The 18,692-nt window shown below is 43.2% G+C and carries 21 protein-coding genes; 12 read left to right on the top strand and 9 right to left on the bottom strand.

Annotated features, from left to right (window positions below):
* Positions 1-8: 8 nt before the first annotated feature.
* On the top strand, positions 9-1,100 hold the full coding sequence (locus MHZ89_RS06945) for a tail fiber domain-containing protein (protein ID WP_311782391.1): 1,092 nt from the start codon (positions 9-11) through the stop codon (positions 1,098-1,100).
* 48 nt (positions 1,101-1,148) lie between these two features.
* On the opposite strand, the gene MHZ89_RS06940 is transcribed toward MHZ89_RS06945, so the two are convergent.
* On the bottom strand, positions 1,149-1,619 hold the full coding sequence (locus MHZ89_RS06940) for a hypothetical protein (RefSeq protein WP_311782390.1): 471 nt from the start codon (positions 1,617-1,619) through the stop codon (positions 1,149-1,151).
* A gap of 403 nt (positions 1,620-2,022) precedes the next feature.
* Between MHZ89_RS06940 and MHZ89_RS06935 the strand changes: the two genes are divergently transcribed.
* The 3 genes from MHZ89_RS06935 (at position 2,023) to MHZ89_RS06920 (ending at position 4,680) form a co-directional block, all read left to right on the top strand.
* The gene (locus MHZ89_RS06935; protein WP_311782389.1) at positions 2,023-2,187 is read left to right on the top strand and encodes a hypothetical protein; all 165 of its coding nucleotides are present in this window, start codon (positions 2,023-2,025) and stop codon (positions 2,185-2,187) included.
* A complete protein-coding gene (locus MHZ89_RS06930; RefSeq protein WP_311782388.1) occupies positions 2,154-2,495 on the top strand; it encodes a phage repressor protein in 342 nt (113 codons plus the stop codon). The genes MHZ89_RS06935 and MHZ89_RS06930 overlap by 34 nt, the downstream gene beginning before the upstream one ends.
* 1,990 nt (positions 2,496-4,485) lie before the next feature.
* Positions 4,486-4,680 (top strand): hypothetical protein, encoded by a 195-nt coding sequence (locus MHZ89_RS06920; protein WP_311782386.1) that lies wholly within the window; start codon positions 4,486-4,488, stop codon positions 4,678-4,680.
* 454 nt (positions 4,681-5,134) lie between these two features.
* Here MHZ89_RS06920 and MHZ89_RS06915 read toward each other — a convergent pair whose 3' ends face one another.
* Positions 5,135-7,417, bottom strand: coding sequence for a glycosyltransferase (locus MHZ89_RS06915; protein ID WP_311782385.1), 2,283 nt, complete (start codon positions 7,415-7,417; stop codon positions 5,135-5,137).
* A gap of 86 nt (positions 7,418-7,503) precedes the next feature.
* Between MHZ89_RS06915 and MHZ89_RS06910 the strand changes: the two genes are divergently transcribed.
* Complete coding sequence (locus MHZ89_RS06910) at positions 7,504-8,310, top strand: polysaccharide pyruvyl transferase family protein (protein ID WP_311782384.1); 807 nt, start codon at positions 7,504-7,506, stop codon at positions 8,308-8,310.
* A 290-nt stretch (positions 8,311-8,600) separates the two neighbouring features.
* Here the strand turns inward: MHZ89_RS06910 and MHZ89_RS06905 are convergent, their stop codons facing one another.
* The 4 genes from MHZ89_RS06905 to MHZ89_RS06890 form a co-directional block, all read right to left on the bottom strand.
* Positions 8,601-8,987, bottom strand: a complete 387-nt coding sequence (locus tag MHZ89_RS06905; protein ID WP_311782383.1) for a hypothetical protein — start codon at positions 8,985-8,987, stop codon at positions 8,601-8,603.
* Between the two features lie 494 nt (positions 8,988-9,481).
* Positions 9,482-10,957 carry a glucosyltransferase domain-containing protein gene (locus tag MHZ89_RS06900; RefSeq protein ID WP_311782382.1) on the bottom strand — a complete coding sequence of 492 codons (1,476 nt, stop codon included), beginning with the start codon at positions 10,955-10,957 and terminating at the stop codon, positions 9,482-9,484.
* Positions 10,958-10,965: 8 nt separating this feature from the next.
* On the bottom strand, positions 10,966-11,877 hold the full coding sequence (locus MHZ89_RS06895) for a glycosyltransferase family 2 protein (RefSeq protein ID WP_311782381.1): 912 nt from the start codon (positions 11,875-11,877) through the stop codon (positions 10,966-10,968).
* Positions 11,874-12,233, bottom strand: coding sequence for a GtrA family protein (locus MHZ89_RS06890; RefSeq protein WP_311782380.1), 360 nt, complete (start codon positions 12,231-12,233; stop codon positions 11,874-11,876). Before MHZ89_RS06890 ends, MHZ89_RS06895 begins: the two co-directional genes overlap by 4 nt.
* Before the next feature lie 360 nt (positions 12,234-12,593).
* On the opposite strand from MHZ89_RS06890, the gene MHZ89_RS06885 reads away from it, so the two are divergent.
* The 3 genes from MHZ89_RS06885 to MHZ89_RS06875 all read left to right on the top strand — a co-directional run bounded on the left by MHZ89_RS06885 (position 12,594) and on the right by MHZ89_RS06875 (position 14,368).
* Positions 12,594-12,911 (top strand): hypothetical protein, encoded by a 318-nt coding sequence (locus MHZ89_RS06885; protein ID WP_311782379.1) that lies wholly within the window; start codon positions 12,594-12,596, stop codon positions 12,909-12,911.
* Positions 12,912-13,020: 109 nt separating this feature from the next.
* Positions 13,021-13,668: a metal-binding protein ZinT gene (gene zinT, locus MHZ89_RS06880; protein ID WP_409373232.1), complete on the top strand. Its 648-nt coding sequence runs from the start codon at positions 13,021-13,023 to the stop codon at positions 13,666-13,668.
* Between the two features lie 535 nt (positions 13,669-14,203).
* The gene (locus MHZ89_RS06875; RefSeq protein WP_311782378.1) at positions 14,204-14,368 is read left to right on the top strand and encodes a hypothetical protein; all 165 of its coding nucleotides are present in this window, start codon (positions 14,204-14,206) and stop codon (positions 14,366-14,368) included.
* Positions 14,369-14,699: 331 nt separating this feature from the next.
* On the opposite strand, the gene MHZ89_RS06870 is transcribed toward MHZ89_RS06875, so the two are convergent.
* Positions 14,700-15,326 (bottom strand): helix-turn-helix domain-containing protein, encoded by a 627-nt coding sequence (locus MHZ89_RS06870; protein WP_311782377.1) that lies wholly within the window; start codon positions 15,324-15,326, stop codon positions 14,700-14,702.
* 140 nt (positions 15,327-15,466) lie between these two features.
* Here MHZ89_RS06870 and MHZ89_RS06865 point away from each other — a divergent pair, with 140 nt between their 5' ends.
* The 4 genes from MHZ89_RS06865 to MHZ89_RS06850 all read left to right on the top strand — a co-directional run bounded on the left by MHZ89_RS06865 (position 15,467) and on the right by MHZ89_RS06850 (position 17,605).
* Positions 15,467-15,856, top strand: a complete 390-nt coding sequence (locus tag MHZ89_RS06865) for a hypothetical protein (RefSeq protein ID WP_120453738.1) — start codon at positions 15,467-15,469, stop codon at positions 15,854-15,856.
* Entirely contained in the window at positions 15,837-16,163 is a 327-nt protein-coding gene (locus tag MHZ89_RS06860; protein WP_311782376.1) for a hypothetical protein, read from the top strand. The genes MHZ89_RS06865 and MHZ89_RS06860 overlap by 20 nt, the downstream gene beginning before the upstream one ends.
* A gap of 84 nt (positions 16,164-16,247) precedes the next feature.
* The gene (locus MHZ89_RS06855) at positions 16,248-17,120 is read left to right on the top strand and encodes a hypothetical protein (protein WP_311782375.1); all 873 of its coding nucleotides are present in this window, start codon (positions 16,248-16,250) and stop codon (positions 17,118-17,120) included.
* A 218-nt stretch (positions 17,121-17,338) separates the two neighbouring features.
* On the top strand, positions 17,339-17,605 hold the full coding sequence (locus tag MHZ89_RS06850) for a hypothetical protein (RefSeq protein ID WP_311782374.1): 267 nt from the start codon (positions 17,339-17,341) through the stop codon (positions 17,603-17,605).
* Positions 17,606-17,632: 27 nt separating this feature from the next.
* Here the strand turns inward: MHZ89_RS06850 and MHZ89_RS06845 are convergent, their stop codons facing one another.
* Both MHZ89_RS06845 and MHZ89_RS06840 read right to left on the bottom strand, forming a co-directional pair.
* Positions 17,633-17,872, bottom strand: coding sequence for a DinI-like family protein (locus MHZ89_RS06845; protein WP_123799910.1), 240 nt, complete (start codon positions 17,870-17,872; stop codon positions 17,633-17,635).
* Positions 17,873-18,214: 342 nt separating this feature from the next.
* On the bottom strand, positions 18,215-18,538 hold the full coding sequence (locus MHZ89_RS06840) for a DUF6388 family protein (RefSeq protein ID WP_311782373.1): 324 nt from the start codon (positions 18,536-18,538) through the stop codon (positions 18,215-18,217).
* Between the last annotated feature and the right edge of the window lie 154 nt (positions 18,539-18,692).

Here is an 18,692-nt window from a genome sequence, read left to right as displayed (position 1 = left end):
AGAAAAATATGCCAGCAGGCACTATCACACTCACGAATAATTCGACCTCAGCTGTCGGGTCAGGCACAAGCTTCATTACAGAGTTAAAGGCGAATGACTTTATTGTCGCTATTGTCGGCGGCGTGACATATACGCTTGGCGTTAAGTCTGTAGATTCAGCAACCGGCGTAACGCTCATCACAGCCTATAACGGACCGACTGCTTCTGGTCTTTCGTGGACAGCCGTTCCGAATAATGCTCTTGTTGGTATTACCGCTCAGGTGGCCGCTGATGTAGCAAAAGCCATTCGCGGCCTGAATCTCGATAAGGCCAACTGGCAGCAGGTATATAGTGCATCAGGGAATATCACGGTCACGCTTCCAGATGGCACTCAATACCCCGGGCCTTCCTGGCTTTCCCTTTCAAACTCACTAGGCAGCAAAGCTGCTTCTGGCGCCAATAACGATATTACTGCGCTCAATGCACTGACAAGCAATATAGAGGTAGTTGGCCCGGCTAATCCATCTGGTTCGAATGGGTCGTATAACAATGCGCCAGCGCTGCGCTCAGTTATGAAAGGCCGGGGGGCAAACACTTCAACCAAAGGTGGCTTTGCTTCGCTGAGTTGTGGCGAGGCCATTGGTGCAACAGGAGGAAACGGCGTTTATGGGTTAATTACTCTCGATTGGGCGGGCTACGGCTCTAAATACTGGAACTTTTACGTTTCTGGTAACGCCAATGCCCCTGGATCATGGGTTAATGGATCGGATGAAAGGCACAAAAGTAATATCGAATGCGTGAAGAACCCTCTCACTGCGGTTCTTTCATGGCGTGGTTGTACTTACGATAAGCTGGACGGAGATTCTGAGGTAGGTCTAATCGCCCAGGACGTAGAGTCATTCTGCCCTAAAGCGGTAATCAATATTGGTCGTAGAGAGTTTTCGGACGGAAAAGTTATTGAAGACTTCAAGTCACTCAATACAGCAGGCGTCGCCGCCGCTTACCATACCGAAGCGATCAAGGCGCTTTTCAGCCTGGTAGAATTAGCTCTGACTGAGCCGGACACTGCTCTGAAGCACATAGACGAAATCAAAGCCGCAATACTGATTCCCGGCGCGTGATAAAAAAGCCCCGGCGACGGGGCTATCTTCCTTAACAGAAAACCTCTGTTAATCGCGCGGATTCCTATTGCTAACGCTGACCTTTAATTTTCTGTCAGTTGACTTAGATATTATAAGTAAGCTTATAACAAGCGCCAGAGCGAATATTATAAATAGGGAGATTATTCCGGCGGCTAAGTACGTGTTTTGATTAGTATACTGCCATTGCAGCAATAGCGATTTAACCGGGTCGAAAAGGGCCGCTAAAAGTGGGCAAATGGTGAGCATTAGGCTTGCGTATTTAGATAATGTAGCCTCTGAATTAAGGAGGCCTCTTCTGTCAAATCGAAATAGGTGGAGGAGAGCAACAACACAGTATGCAATATTTATCACAAAAAGCACAAAACTCCACAGCGCCTTATCATCTGCATACATTAAATCTGTATTTGAAAGAAGACCGACTAACGAAAATCCGACAACATAAAAATAAGATATTCCAATTACGAATAGCAACCATACTTTAACGCGATTAATAGCCATGGTGAGTCCTTTCAGTAAAAGAATGAGTGAATTAAAGTAACACGGCATCAAGATTGAACAACGTGAAAAAAATTCACAACAGCAGAACGACAAGAGCGCTACTGAATTTATAGTAAAATCGATACATTCTCAGCGATTGAGCTGCTACGTATCGCGCCTGTTTCAGCAAGCTACGGGGTGGGTGAATACAGTTTAGCCACTCACGCCGACACCTTCAGAAAAAATCCCTTTCGCATCATGCTCATTACGAAAGCCCTAAACGTAGCGGCTTGCCAAAAATAACGCCCGGCATTACTGTATTTATATACAGTAATTTTAGCGGGAGAAAATCATGGCGCGTGGATACGAAGTCGGATGGGCATTTCGGGACGCAATCAAACTGGACAGTCGTAGCAGGCGGATAGTGACAACGAACGAGTTCCGCCTGGCGCTGGCAAAGTACAACCATCACTGGACGCTTGAGCAGTGCAACGAGTATATCCTGCGCTATCAAAGCAACTTCCTTGAGATAGACGCTGTGAAGGAAAACAAGACGTGGGCGCTTCGCAATATGGGGTACGTGATGTGACAGCCTCATTTGAGCCGTACAACCTAAACCAGGCGAAACCGGATTACACTCCTTTCACATCGAGCAGCTTTCGCATCGAGACGCAAGATGGCTTTGTCATCGTTGACGGCGCGAAACGGGCAAAGCCTGGTGACGAGGTGGCATTTCAGTACGATGGCTATCCGATGATAGGAATTCTGTTCGCGTCCGGGCTAATCACACCAGATGGCGAAACGCTTGAAGGGGAGGTGATGGAAAGGATTATCGTGTTGGGAAAAGTGACGGCTACGATTTTCGACGATGATGAACCGTACAGGCCTACGATCTAAAAGTCTGCTTCTGAATCGCGTAGCACACATGTAGCACAAAAAAATACCGCAAAGCACCTCATATTCACCGGACAGATGAAATGTGCCTTGCGGTATGCTTCTGATAAACCTCGAATCCACCTACACCAACTCAAGCCTGCAAAACTGCTAAGTGAAATTATGAATATGCAGATGTAGATAAGTTAACTAACTAGTAAATATAAAATTAAAGGCTAGATCGCTTTGGTGTGGGGCATGGATGGGACAACCTCTTTCAGTTTTTCGTTGAGGATGCCCCTTTATGCTTCGTCATTTTCTTTTATCCAGGATCCGTATACCTGATACACCCTCTGCGCATTTGCATGCCCCATCTGACTGGCGATGAAGTTGGGGTTTGCTCCGGCAGAAAGTGACCAGCATGCATATGTGTGCCTGGACTGGTAGGGTTTGCGATAAGTGATACCGGCGCGCCTGATTGCAGAACGCCATGTCTGTGGAATAGAGGCTACGGTGTAGTAATCGTCACTGGCTTTGTTCACGGCTGTGACTTTGGGATTAAAATGAACGTTATTTCCCATCTCAGCGCGTAGAGTTCGCCGTGACGCATGCCACTGTAGACAGCCAGCGACCAGAAGTTTATTAGCTGGCGAGACTGGCATGCATCTATCAGCCAAGTGAACTCATCACGAATTAGCGAGTCGGGCTGCGGCTTGTCCTTTTTAACAGGTGAAAGGGTAACCGCAACGCAGGTTCTAGTGTGATATGGCTAATTCTGCGGAAATAAGCAACACGAAGGCCGCAAGGTTAAATCCTTAGGGCTTATTTGAGATAAACATCTCCTGTTATGCCGTTAAGGTTTATCCGGGCTGGCCTGTGCCTAATGTGTTTCAGTAGGCCATTAGTGAAAACGGCACGCATGTTCCTATCTGGCCGTTTCCCTCCAAATTAAAGATATGCAGCAAGCGAGGCAAGCCGTATCGCATGGATGAGAAGGCGAGCCGGCGATGATCGCTATCTCTACCCTCTACTCAGCAGCGTTCATCCTGACAGTACTGACTACTGCAGAGCAGAGGTGGCCTGTAGCAAAGTAGATTCAAAGGCGACGGTATACTCAATTCTTCTGTCGCTTATAGAGTCCTATAGATCGCTGAAACAGCATAGAATGCGGTTCGTTCTAACATTTGCACCATTACTCTGAAGTCTGGTATGGCAGCAAGAAGAGGCACATAAACTACGCCTGTAGTTGATATTGGTTATATCAGGGCATCATTTATTATGGTTGCAAAGGTGGTCATGACAACTACCTTTGCAAATATATCGGTAGCCCACAATGCACCTTTCATACACACAACTGTTTTTTTCAGTTATTTAACAGCTTGCAATAACCTATATTGCATCTTATCTGCTAAAGCTGCCGACTCTTGACGAGGGCATGGGAGTAACGCTCAAGGCGGAACAGCTAACACAGGCCTATCAATGCTGGCAGTCTATGAAGATTTTATTTATTCGGCCTACTCCCAAGCTTATCAGGCGCTTCAAGCTAATAAGATAATTACTAATGGGATCATTAAAGTTGAATACAACATCTCATTTACAGCTTGAGTTCTGTTAGTAACAATAGCGGCGCACTTACTGTCGCACCAGCGCATCAGGATTTCCCTTCCATTCAGTTAGTAGAGGCTAATGGTCGCCTATTAAATGTTATAATTTACATAACTAGAGGCCCCTGCATTCGAAAAACAGAAAATAATTCAATTAGCCTCAAAACCGCAGCTGGAAGTGGTGGCGCGCCATCTACATAATCCGTCTGAACGGTGGGTAGCCAGTCAAGACTCTATTCTCAATATAAAGATGTCATGGCTCCTGTCTTAGATTTATTCTCTACGACGCCTATAACTTTGGCAGCAGAAGGAACTAGTGGGTTGCAGGCTCTGATTCTGTTTACTGTGGTGGCCATATAGTTTTATTTCTATTTTATGCTTAGTGCCGGCGGAGCGTTAGGCGCAAGATAATGGGTGTAACATCTGCCAGTCAATGCAGTCAGCTAACAGCCAAAACCGCTCTTAAATTTACATTCTCTCTATTCCTTATCGAAGACTATTATTATAGTCGTGGAGGAGAGGTGAAATATATTGCGGATAGCGGCTCTTTATTTGTAAGTGTTGCAGGTAAACCGATTATAATTGTTGTTGAGGAATATGCATAATGACAAGATAAGAGTAAGCGATAAAATATATTTTTGATAATTAAAGTAATAATATGGTTTCGGGAAATTGACTGAAAAAAGAAGGGGTGTGATAATAACGATTATAACTTATGAGCAGGTGGAAACACGGGCTGTCAAATTAGCGGAAAGTAAATGAATGGAATTTTCTTGACAGCCTCTCAGCCTCAAATAAAATAAGAAAGAATGTTGTTATAGGGAAATGGCACTATGAGCAAGCTCAGGGAGGAAAGATTGCAGAAGATATTTGTGATTTATTTTTAAAGGTGTGGTTCTGAATATAGCGGAAGACGATGAGGAAAAGCAATATATTCTTTGGGAAGAATTTTTTGCTAATGAACGGTTTGTTACTTCAGTTATTTCTAATATTAAATTGCCAATAAATCGTGATTGCGTCAATGCAAAACGGGCTATTCAAAAGCCCGTTTTGCAAATTTTATCTAACAAAGCGTTTTAACTTATTAGACAGTTTTCGTAAAAAACTATCATTACTTTTATTTAAATCATTCATTTTACGAAATAACGCTTCGAATCTGTCATGCGCCCACCCTTCTCTTTGTTGAGAAGTCAGATGGTCCAGTTTGGTATGAAGAACATTAAATCGGTCGTGAGCCCAGCCATCTCTTTGTTGAGAGATTAAAAAATCAACTTTACTGCTAATATGGTTGAGCTGATTACTAACAGATCCTATTCCATTAGCACTTTTTAATCGCTGGTTTTCATCTTCAAGTAATTTAATTTTCTCCATATATGATGGAATGAGGCTTATGCTATAATTGTACTTTACATGCTCAGCTAAAAAAGGGCGTAAGCTTCTATAGTTATTTTTTTGCTTATTTCCACTTAAAAGCATTCCTGTATTTGAAACCCTATACCAGAAAAGGGGTTCTGGAACAACTTGCAGTTTATAGCCTGCTAATGACGCCTTAAGGAAAAACTCCCAATCTTCATGGCCTAATCCGTAATCCTCAGTGAATCCACCGATTTTATCAAATACTTCTTTTTTAACCATTGCATTAGCATCACCAAAGCAATTATTAAATCCAGCAATGTTTAAGTCTGGGCCCAGCGGAAGCCAGCAATTTGTCATTTTCCTGAATGGAGAAGGGAATTCGTCCCCGAATATAAGATCGCTTGGTGTTGTTAGTATATCTGCATCAGTATTTATGGCAGAATTGACAAATGTTTCAATTTCGAAAGGTTTCGCAACATTATCATCATCCATGAAAATTAAATATTCACCATTAGCATGTCTCGCAGCCAAATTTCTCGCAGCGCCAAGATAATTATTAGAGCTTTTGATAACCTTCCAATTTCTTAACGAAAAATCATGTTCAATCAGATTAAGGTAACGCTGTGAATCTTCCTGTGAGCTGCCATCATCCACAAGGATGACTTCAAAGTTCTTATAAGTCTGTGTTTTTAAGGATGCGATAGCTTGTTGTAATAAATGAGGCCTGTCATGATGGACAAGGCAAACACTTACTAAAGGTAGTTCAATATCGTCTGTTTTCTTAAAGAATTTTGTAGGACGTGTTTCTACAGATTTCATCCAAGAAGATGATATTAATTGTTGGTCCGAAACCAAACCAGGATAACAATTAAAGTTATTTAGGCGAAGATGTATTTTACCATGTAAGTCAACAGGGTTAGGAGAAAAAAGGATGTCAACGTGCTTTTCTTTTGGAATTAACTCTGGAATTCCTCCGACATTTGATGAAATAAAGTTAATATTATTTATAAGGCATTCATAAACTGTATATGGTGAGTTTTCAACTAAAGAAGGGATAACTGCTAATATATTACTTCTTTTTAGGTATGCATTAGCACTTGTTCTGTCAAGATCATTAATTATATGTACTGGCGCCTTAATGGATCTTGTGCTATTTTTAATAATAATATTTGAGTTAATGCCTGAAAGATTAATATCCTTGCCAATAAAGGTTATTCCACTTAGCTTATCAATATCAGATTGGTCAAGTTTATTTATTGCCCTTAAAAAAATATCCAAACCTTTTCTTGTCTCTAAGCGACCAAAGAAAACAAGTTCAACACCTTTCAGTTCGTTGGTATTTGTTGAAGAATTTGAGTTTTTATTTATGAAACCATTAAATGGAGCGCAGTTTAGAATGACTCGATTGTTTTCAGGTAATTGCCAACCTTTCTCCTGCATCCATGTTAAGAGATATTGAGATGGACTGACGACTTCATCAGCCATTTCGACAACACATTTTTCCATGTAATATAATTCTAAGTGGTTTTGATCTTCAGGAAGTTGATAGTTTCCCTCATCGGCCCACAATGTTGAACCATGAGTATTTACAATAAACTTGATCTTTTCAAAGTTAATGCCATTATTTTTGCTCAATAAGGAGTAGTATAAGTCTGCCTGCCATTCACAAGCGATAACTGTGTCATATGCTTGATTTCCAAGAAGCCATGTAAAGAGTGCATAGCTTTTCCTTCTGAAGTAAGGAGCGTCAATATTGAATTCCAAGTTCAAATCTAACTTAAACAAATTCACGCCAAATTTACTATAAATTTGAGTCCATTCAGAGAATGATTCGGCAGATTCAGAATAGTCACCACTAGTATAGAGTATATCTACCTCTAGATCTTTAGTAGCTAAAGTTGTAGCAAGCGCTGTGAATGCCGTTCCTATACCGCCATTTCTAACTGGACCTTCAATGTCCGGAGTGATTATGAGAACTTTCTTCATTGTGTTTCTTCCTTATTAACATAGAATGTAACATAACGGTTATAATGACGATGGCTAATTTATCTTCACTGAGCTAGGTGGGCAATATGAGCTATAACAGTATAAATATAAAGTCTTTACTCGAATCATATCATTCAAAGTACAATCTTGTCTACAAAGCAAACCCAGGAAATGCTGGAGATGGAGTAATTGCATCTGCTACTTATGATTTTTTTGCTAAAAATGAAATAACCTTTTCAAACTACAGGGAGGAAAAGAAATATTTATCAAGTACTCATGTATTGGTGTTTGGGGGAGGTGGGAACCTCATCGAAGGCCTCTATAGTGAAGGAAAGGATTTTATTGAAGAAAAACTTAATGATTTCTATCGAATAATAATCATGCCATCAACAATTAAAGGTTATGAGGAATTTTTCCGAGGAAATATCAATAAATTAATTATTCTTTGTAGGGAAGAAATCACTTTTGAATATATTCAGTCACTTGGTTATGAAAAAGGGAAGAATGTTTTATTAACCGACGATATGGCATTCTATCTTGATCTCAGCAACTATATGTCATTCGTAGAACCTTTGAAAAATATTGCAAATTGTTTTAGAACCGATTCCGAGTCTTTAACAGGTGAATGGAAAGCCAACAATCATGATATCTCACTTACTTGGAACGGTGATTATTGGGATAATATTAATCTAGCAAGGAACTCAACAAGATGTATGATAAATTTTTTGGAAGAGTATATTACAGTCAATACAGACAGGTTACATGTTGCTATCCTTGCATCGCTTCTTGGAAAAGAAGTCAACTTTCATCCTAATTCATATTATAAAAATGAAGCGGTTTATAATTATTCATTGTTAGATCATTACCCTAAAACAGTATTTATAAAAAACTAAACCAAAATTAAGCAGCGCTTCGCGCTGCTTAATTATCACATATGTTGTAATGCACTATTGACTACATTATCCCACCCACATTTAGATAGATCGTCAGCACTGCTATATTCTGCAAACCTGTCAATGTAAGCAAGAAACAAATTTTTTGATTTTTGTTCTACTGAATTATTCTTTAGGGTAAATGCAAATTTATCACTCTTGACGTGCAATAGTTTCGCATCGCCATGTTGCTTATTTCCTTTGCCAATTCGTATGCGAAATCATCAAGGTTATTAGCGTTGCTTTTTAATTCAAAAAATTCGATCTTTGTTTTTTAGGCTTGATTTAAATTTAGATACTAAGTATTTTATTTTATTCATCTCTTCTAAATAAATTTCATGTAACTCTTCTTTGTTTTGTTTCCAAATCCATTCCCCATCGACATTTTCGCTATACATTTTTGTATGAAAGCATAGGTCATATTTAGTATCAAGGACCATGTCTTGCCAGGATAGTTTTAAGTTGTCAAAATCAAATAAACCTTGGAAATCAGACTGTAACAAATTCAAAAGCGACCAATAGTTTTTTACTAAGGTCCAGCGGAATAAACTTCCCTCTTCGACACCTGAAGAGCGTAAGAAGAATGCAAATTCACAGTTATCACCTAAGTTCTCGAAGCGTTCAATCTGACTGAGCATGTAAAAATCTCCTATAAGTTTATCAATATTTTATCTGAGGCTCCATGACAGTGTCGAGAAGAAAGCGAACAATACGCAAACTTAAATGCTAAGTTGTAATCGGCTGGCTTAAAAATTCATTAAAAATAAGATGGTTATATATAAATGATTTATAGGCGTTAGCACCGTCACGACTCTTCAATACCCAGTCACTTCTCAGAAATTAGGGTCAAGGTTTCTTCTTTATAAATGGTAATATTAACAGAAAAAAATATGACACCCAAATACAGAGCTGGCGGAGCGTTTAGATAGGCCATCAAACTTGATAGCCGTGACGGATGGTGATAATGATCGGCTTGTTCCTAACAAGCTGTAGGAAAGATTCATCTTGTTGCGAGTTTTACTACTTAGATGAGTAATATAAAATTTAATTAACGGACATATGTTCACAGGCGCGGCAGAGACAAATTGGTCTAGGTCTTTTAAGCTTACCCCCGGTCAAGCCGGGGGAATGCTTAGCATTTAGTATTTTTGAAATCTATGAGTAGAATATCATTATAAGCATAAAGAGAATAAAGACCCCCTTTGGATATTTTATCACCTTTACAAATAAAATCTTGTTGCTCTTTAGTAAGGACTTTATATTGAAGGTTCATCCCATAATGATTAAGTAATTCTGCTCCCCATAGCCAGTCATAATTAAGATAAATTGGAATGAGCTTTGACATTAAAGGAAATTTAGATATAGAAATTTTTAGTTGGCTTGCGTTTGGCATTACTCCATTAACATTGACGTATTTAAAGTCTCTTCCATAATGAGTGACTTCCTGAAATATGGATGATGAGATGAGGGTATCTAAAGAAGCCTGGCTTTTAGATGAAGTTGAATAAGCATAGCTATAAACCATGCTAAGCCATATAACGGGAATGAAAATAATTGACTGGATATATGGTGATTTCAAATTTTTTAATATCAAGTATGTATATAGTATTATAACTCCAGATAAGGCCAAAAGAACTCTCGGAGCAAACACTGGATTTTTTAGCATAACCAACGGAGCTAAAGCTAAAAATACAACTAATACAGGCGAGCTCAAAGTTATTAGAATGGATAGTAAGTTGTTTTTAACGCTTGATTTGCACAATGCCGTGCAATCGCTTATTAATGAATATGAGATTGCACAAGAAACAATAATTTTTAAGAAAAGAGGCACTGTAACTAAGTATGCATTCAAAAACCAATAAACTTGAATAATGTTATCTTTAACGATATGAATAGAATCCTGAGACAAAGGGATGGTCTGAGAATGTACTAAATTATATTCACCCTCGACAAAATTGGGAGCAATTAAAATTTTATATAATATGAACCCAATAATAAGCTGCATTGTCCTGTTAGCAATAGATAGAAATACTTTTTTATTACCATTTTCGATATTATTAGCTATAATCTCTATAACTGTTAATATCGCAAATAAGCCTATTGATGCCTGATAAAAGGAGAGGGACGCAAAAACAAATGCAATTGATAAAATCTTGCTAGCGTAATGCTCATTTTTAATAATGAAAGGTAATATAAGCATTACCATACTCAAAGCCATTGGCAAGGAATCATATTTATAAGAGATGTTCTCAATATAATATGGATTTGCTAAAAATAAAAATATTGTGATGAAAATCCCCGCAGTGTTTATATTCTTAAAGTTTTTTAGACAGTAAAAATATAAAGTTAAGCATATTAATACGATGCCGAGCATTTGATTTAAGGGGGACAAATCTAGTAAAAGCCCACCAAAACTCATAACCTGCATAACGATGTCACTTAAAGGCCTACCATTTGCCCCCCAGCCCGTATAACCATATAAAGTTCTTCCTAAGTCATCTATATATGGCCTGTCCGTAAGTACAATCGGAAGTGAATAAAGAGCCATTAACAATGTGAAAAAAAATACAGTAATTCTATTTGATAGGTTACTATTAAGATAAAACATGTTTTTAATTATTCCTTCGGTTTAATAATGAATCTAGGCCTGTTTTTGACTTCAATATAAATCCTTCCGACATATTCACCTAAGACACCTATCCCTATCAATTGAACTCCACCCAAAAATAACAATGAAACCATTATAGATGAATAGCCTCTGACTGGATTACCAAATATTAGTGTATTAACGAGTAGATACGCTCCATAAAAAAAAGAGCATCCTGCAACAAGCAAACCAATATAAGACCAAACTCGTAATGGAATGGTTGAAAAGCTAGTAATTCCTTCAAGAGCTAGGTTCCAGAGTTTCCAACCATTAAATTTTGATTTCCCTGCTACACGCTCGGCTCGACAATACTCTACTACTCCTACCTCCCCCCCTACCCAGGAGAGAATTCCTTTCATAAACAAATTACGTTCTGGCAACCGCTTAATATGTTCAACCGTATCACGCGACATCAAACGAAAATCACCGACATTTTCTTCAATTTTAGGTGAACTAATTTTGTTATGCAGTCGGTAAAACCACTCAGCGCTTTTGCGCTTGAGATGACCATCGGTACTTCTGTCTATTCGTTTTGCCAATACAACATCACATCCTGATTTCCAGCGCTCAATAAGTTTCGGTATAACTTCTATAGGATCTTGTAAGTCTACATCAATAGGTATAATTGCTGCACCCGTTGCGTGTTCAAGGCCAGCAAACATGGCTGGCTCTTTACCAAAGTTCCGAGTAAATGATACAGCTTTTACAAGCGTATCTACATTGGACAGATTGTTAATTATTTCTTCAGTTCTGTCTTTACTGCCATCATTAATGAATACTATTTCAACTTCTATATCTGTAAGTTTTTCTCTTACAGATGTATAGAAAAGTGGTATTGCATCTTCTTCATTGAAGACAGGAACAACTAAAGATATTTTCATTTCCTTTCCTTGAAGATAATATATTTAGAGTAAATAAATCCGCATAATAAGCTGGTTGCGGAAAAAACCACAAGTGTGACCACCGGTGAGACTCTCAATCTGTCAGCATAAGATCCAATCATGACGGCAACCATACCCATAAAGAATACATACATGATATAGCGAATCGTTGTTGCTTCTGAGTTAAAAGTCCAGCGTGCATTTGCAAAAAAAGAGAAGGTTACAGCTACACAGAACGCTATGAAGTTAGATAAAGACTGGGCTAGACCATTCTCAAAGCAAATAGCAAATGTTATCCAGTGTATAAGGGTATTTATGACGCCGACGGTCATATAACGCGCGAAAACTTTAACCATTATAATGTCCAGTTGAGAGATTAGCCGATTTTGTCATTGTGGTGGACTCCAATCAAGATGGAGAGCCAAAAAAGTGGGAATTTCTCTATAATTAGTAATTATGAAATAGAAGCTGATATCGCTGAGGTACACTGTCAACTAGAGAGAAATCAAAGGCTCCCGTAAAAGCCATTTGTACACAAAGCAAACAACAATCCCCCAAAACACTGCCTGTTCGCCAGATTGATGAAACAGGCCTCGCAGTATGCTTCTGCTAAACCGGACTTAACTTGCTTCCATCTGGCACCCCATATCTCAGTGCGAAAAATTACACAGGCAGGTTTACGTCCCTCACTCCAGGCACAGCGAAGCAGAACCATAATGAAAAAATTAGTTTTAATAACAGTCGTGCTGCTGCTTGCCGCATGCGCGACCAAACAGTATCCACAGGCGCCAGCGGTTACGAATGAGGAAGCGGTGGCGCTGGATTGTCAGGCGCTGGAGCGAGAGATCGCTAAAACACAGGGGATTCAGCAGGAGATCAAACAGACCAGCGACTTTGACTTTCGTACAGTGTTGGGCTTTCTGGGCGACTTCGGGATCGGCAACGGGATTGCGCGCCATAATGCCAGCGAAAAAGCGAAATCGCGGCTGTCGGAGTTGCAGGCGTTGCGCGACGTAAAATGCCGCTCCCGCTAAGGGCGATAGCATCGTTGCCATTCACTCTGAAAACGCATTAGCCCACAAAGCTTGTTTTGTGAAACGTTATATCATAACATTTTACACTCTTTCACTCATGGAGGGTAAAATGATGGCGAAAAAACAGGCTTTAGCACTATTCTTGATGCTGGCGATCAGCGGGCAGGTTATAGCCCACGGGCATCACTCACACGGCCCGGCCCTGTCGCAAATGGAGCAGAAAGCAGCTGAAGGCATCTTTGATGATAAAGAGGTTAAAGACCGCACGCTGGCTGACTGGGATGGGGTATGGGAATCGGTTTATCCGCTGTTACAGCAGGGAAAACTTGATCCGGTCTTTGAAATGAAAGCGCAAAAGGATGGGCATAAGAGTCCAGAGCAATACAAAGCCTATTATCGTAAAGGCTATGCTACCGATATCGATCGCCTGGGCATCGAAAATGGGGTTATTGAGTTCCACCGTGGCGACAGCGTGTCATCCTGCCGCTACAGCTATGCCGGGCACAAAATCCTGAATTATGCTTCAGGTAAGAAAGGCGTTCGCTATCTGTTTGAATGTCATGATGCGCACAGTGCCGCACCTAAATATGTTCAGTTTAGCGATCATATAATTACACCGCGCAAGTCGAGCCATTTCCATATATTTACCGGCAATGTTTCTCAACAAGCACTGCTGCAGGAAATGGATAACTGGCCAACCTATTATCCGTATCAGTTAACGCAACAGCAGGTCGTAGAAGAAATGCTGCATCATTAACACCAGTTCAAATAATCAAGCAGGACAAGCTTTAAAGCGAAAATGCCATATATTCAGGCAGATACAGTCTGTCTGCAGGGTAGTAACTGACTACAACCTCGTCGCAGGTCAGATCATATACGGATCTGCGATGAAGCCAGGCTTCAGAACGCTATTACCAGGCGTCAGGGATATGTATTCATATATTACCCTTACGTGACCATTATCCTAGCCGATTAAATATATCCCGGCGACAATAGCGCTGACAGAGATGATATGCAGTAATTCAGTCATAATATGTACCTCCCTTGTTGACCTCTATTTCATTCAAGAAGCTATAAAGCGATCCGTCAAATAATGAGGATGAATTTATCAGATAAAAATGAAATGAGATGAGTTGATACAACAAGCGGAACATGGCTTTACAAAAAGCCAAACGGCAAAGCGGTAATGTTTTACCTTTTACGCTTCGTTCACGTTTCGGTAATTTGATACGCATGATAAATAGTCACAGCGCTAAACTTGATAGACCCAATAAGGGTAAATGGAGGTGCGTATGTCAGAACGTCCCGATGATATTGATCCAATCCCCGGCGATGGCCAGGTGCCAGGCAGCGTTGAAGATATCCCGGGTGGGGATGAGGATGAGATACCAGAAGATGACGAGTATCAGGAAGATGACGGCGAGGATGAAGAAGAGGATGAAAATCTTAATCCCTGAATGCTAAAGCCGTCTGCGGACGGCTTTGTTTATTACCGCGCGCGTAAAAAATTGCCCGCATAAGGCGGGCAAGCCCATTCAAGCAGAACTCTCGTTTACATTACGTAAAAGCGATGCGCATAGCGCCTGGTTATCTTCTCACCGGGCCGAAAATAAGGAAATGGACAGGCATGCAATCTGTCACAGGAAATTCTTATAGCGAAAAAAAACCCGCTCAAGGCGGGTGAAAATCGTTACATGGAATAATCCACATATTAAGTCAGACGCTAATCCGTAACGAAAGTTCGAGCGAAGCGGTAAATTTTCTCCCACGCTCTCTTCTTCTGCGCTGTTATTGCTGTGTGTCACGATAGCGTCGCCATTCAACCAGGGTTCCCAACACCGAAAGCGCCTGTTCAGACGAGCGCAACAGGGGGTAATCCTCATTAAGCGGCGCCAGTTCAAAGCTGTCCTGACTGCGCGCGCGATATTTGCCTGCCACATAATCGCTGTCGCCATTAAGCGCGAGCACCAGATCTCCGGGCTGCGGCGCTAGTTCTGGATCGATAATCAGCAGATCGCCGCGCAGGCATTGCGGCGATAGCGCGTTGTCCCAAAGCAGCACAGCAAAGCTGGCGGTAGAGTAGTCGCGATCCGTTTGCACACGCCTGGCAATTTCAACCTGGTTCGCCTCTGACAGCCATAGCGAAATTTGCTCCCTTTCCAGTATGGGCAGACCGGTTTGCGTCTGATTTTGTACAGTAAAAACCGGTCCATCGCCGTCAACCAGCCATGCAGGCGCGCAGCCCAGCGCCTCTGCGAGCCGCAGCAGATTTTCGCCGCGCGGCAGCGTCTCCTCTTTTTCCCACTGTGATATCGCCACATGGGAAACCGAAATTTTTTCCGCTACTGCTTTTTGCGTCAAATTCAAGGCCTTACGTCGGAAGCGGATACGTTCACCTGTTGTTTCTTTTTCCATCGTCTTGACATCTCCTGAGAGCCAGACTTAAGTATACTTAAGCTGTGAATTTAAGCAATCTTAAGTTGCAGCGAGGGAGGCGCTTTGCGTTGTACGCCTGACGTCAGCAGCCGTTACCCGTCGAGGCACAGAGGTGAGGCATGGAAAGTAGTCTGATTACCAGTGTTGGCGCATTAGTTCTTGGGGGCGGAGCGGCCGCGCTTTTCTGGAAGCCGCTCATTGCAGGCATTGCCTCTATTGTCACCAGCAATCGTGCCGGTGGAGAAATCATTACCAGCTACAAAGAGCAGGTGCTGTTGCTTAAGGAGAGTAACGCGCTGCTCCGTCAGGAGAATGATGATTTGCGAGTACGGCACGACACCAATTTGCGGCGGATATCCACCCTTGAGACCGATCTGCGTCTGATAAAAAACGCGCTCGGCATCCTGGTGGCAATGACCGATGCCGATCAAAACAGCAAGTTCCGCAATGAAATCGACAGGCTAATTTCCACTCTGGAGGATCGTAACGATGGCAGAGATACACAGTGAAATAAGACCGGTAACCCACAAACGTAAACTTATGCTGGGCGTGCTGATGCTGGGCATGTCGATGGTCTGCGTTGTGATGACCATTCTTTTTTTATACGTCAGCAGTACTGCCAATCGGCGCGTTGAAGAGATTCGGCAGGAGTCCCGCGAATCCGCCGCCAGACGCGAAGCCAAAGTTGATCAGCTGTCGAAGCAGGTGTCCGCACTCCAGCGAAAGCTGGACGCGCTGCCCGATCGGACCGCTGCCCAGACGGCCGACAAGGTGAAGCAGGTCGTAATACAGGATGAATCCTCTGCAAAGCCGTAACAGGAGAACCCTATGCGAATTTTTAACCTGATTGGGGAAGGTGTTCACGCCCTCCGATCGTTTATTATCACGAAGGAGTCTGCTATGACTGATACCAGCACCACTAACTCAACCGCTCAAAACAGTGACGCCGCACTGCCGCAGTTTGCCGTACCGGACGCCAATGTGCCCACCGATCCGCAGCTGCAGCGCTTAACCTCGCCCTCAACGGTCGCGCCAGCGACTTCAGAGGAGACCCCGGGAGAAACGCATGTGGCGCCTGACGCAACGGCGCAGCACACCCCGCCGGCGCAGTCCGCGGATCAGAGCGCAACCCCAGATGCTGCATCTTCCGCGCAGTCTGCGGATCAGGGCGCAGCCCAGGATGCCGCATCTTCCACGCAGTCCGCGGATCAGAGCGCAGCCCAGGATGCCGCATCTTCCGCGCAGTCCACGGATCAGAGCGCAGTCCAGAATACCGCATCTTCCGCGCAGTCTGCGGATCAGAGCGCAGCCGCGGACGCTTCCACATCCGCGCAGTCTGCGGATCAGAGCACAGCCTCGGACGCTTCCGCATCCGCGCAGTCTGCGGATCAGAACGCAGCTCCGGATGCTGCCGCCTCTGCGCAGCCAGCCGATCAGAGCACGCCCTCGACCGCTGCTGCTCAGTCCGCCGATCAGCCAGCGGCGGCCGATGCTTCTGCTAACGCGCAGCCCCAGGCGCAGGCATCCGTGGCGGATGCCGCTGCCGGGCAGACCAGTTCGCAGGCTGGCAGCGTCTCTGAACAGGCAACAGCGGCCGCAGCCGCATCTACTGAGCAGGCATCTGCGCAGCCGACGGCGCAAACCGGGCAAGACGACTTTAGCGCAGGCGTAAAAGATTTCAGCGCCGCGTTTGATTTTGTCCAGCAGGGTATCGAGCGTCTTGGCTCGGCTGCCAGGAAGGAGCTGTTTGAGCTGGCGCGTAAATATCTGTAATAAATGAGCGTAAGCGACATACAAAGGGGACAGCGGGTCCCCTGTTTTTTTCACAGATAATTGCGCTTCTGGCTGGATTGACGTCCCGGCTGGCAGATGCCTGTGAGTAACCTCAGAGGCAAGTTGCGAACATTCTTAAGGCGGCTTCGTTATAATCCACTACCTTTAATCATTCACGCGAAATATTTATTGGTTAAAACAGCAAAAGGAAAAACAGCATGAGTGATTCAGTGGAAACGAAAAGCAAAACTGACTACCTGCGCGATGTGACCTCGCAGCTGAAAGAGATGCGCCACTATGCGCAAACCAATACCGAAACGCTCTCCAGCCACTGGCTCGCATTTGACGCTGGCGAATATAAAGATAAAGAGTTTGCCGGACGCATTGATGCGCTGCTGAACAAACAGGGCACGCTGCTGGATGATTTAGACGCCGTAATCCAGGATATGGAGATTGCGGTTAACCACAGCGAGCAGGAGAAGTAACCCTGCTCCAGCCGGTGGTCGTCGCGCTTAGTCGGCCACCAGCCACATTTCCGCTTCTTCAAACATCTCTTCAATAATGCGCGCAAGCGTCGCTTTATCGTTTTTGCTCATATCGGTTTCGATCGCGTTGCGCTCCATCGGCTTTACGCGCACCTCAATCTCCGGAAAGACGCGCTGCACGCGCTTTTCCAGCTCACGTAAAATCATTTCGCGCGCGCCTGGCAGGCCGGCTACGTTACGCTTATCGTAAATCAATTCCACAAACATACTGGTATTCCATACAGGGAAGACATTCGCTGGCACATCATACTGTAAATCCAACCAGTGACAAGCATCTCAGGGGGCGTCTGACGGTTTTTTTTAGCGTGATACGCAAATTTACGGCAGGTGCTAATCAAAGGACAGAGAGAAAGAAAACGGCGGCAGGGTAAAAAATTGAACCTCTGGAGGTGGAAATCCAGCAACACCTCCAGAGGCGGTGCAAGCGCACCATTCGTTCAAGGACAATCACGACCGAAGTCGTGAAGTAAACTTATACAAGTTTTACTAGCTTGTACAATTTAATTCTGAATTATTTTACTGGTTGGAGGTGTTGCCGTTCTCGGCAGGTCAGAGTTCGTTCTTAATGCAGAACTCTTCCCAGGTCATACCCAGCGATTCCGCATGAGACTTAAGGTAGGTTTCAATCGCTTCCGCGGCTACGGCCTTATCCGGCTCGGCAAGCTGGATAGAAAATATCATGCCATCAAGATTCTTTTGACGCAAAAAGGCGGCGTAAATGCGTTCGGCATGCCATTCGCGCAGCTGGCGCAGCGACATATTGGCATGGCGCGCGTCGCTTTCTGTCAGCTCATCAAGCGCGGCCTTAAAATCGGCGTGGGCGGTAAAGAACATCTCGCGCGCCTGCGCGTAATAGGCTTCTGGCGTTTTCATAAGGTTTCCTGAAAAATTATTGTGGTGCAGCGCGCCAGTGTAACTCACCGACCTGGCCTTGTCAGGACGCTGTTCCGGAGAAGAGGGGAAGAAAAAAATGCGGCGCGAGGCGCGAAGCAGAGCCGGGATTGCTTGCGGAAAGCAGGCGAAAAAT

The organism is Pantoea sp. ACRSB (genome assembly GCF_022346905.1).
Taxonomy (GTDB): domain Bacteria; phylum Pseudomonadota; class Gammaproteobacteria; order Enterobacterales; family Enterobacteriaceae; genus Pantoea; species Pantoea piersonii.
The sequence above is the reverse complement of the archived record's forward strand: the minus strand, read 5'-3'. Positions and strand labels throughout refer to the sequence as shown.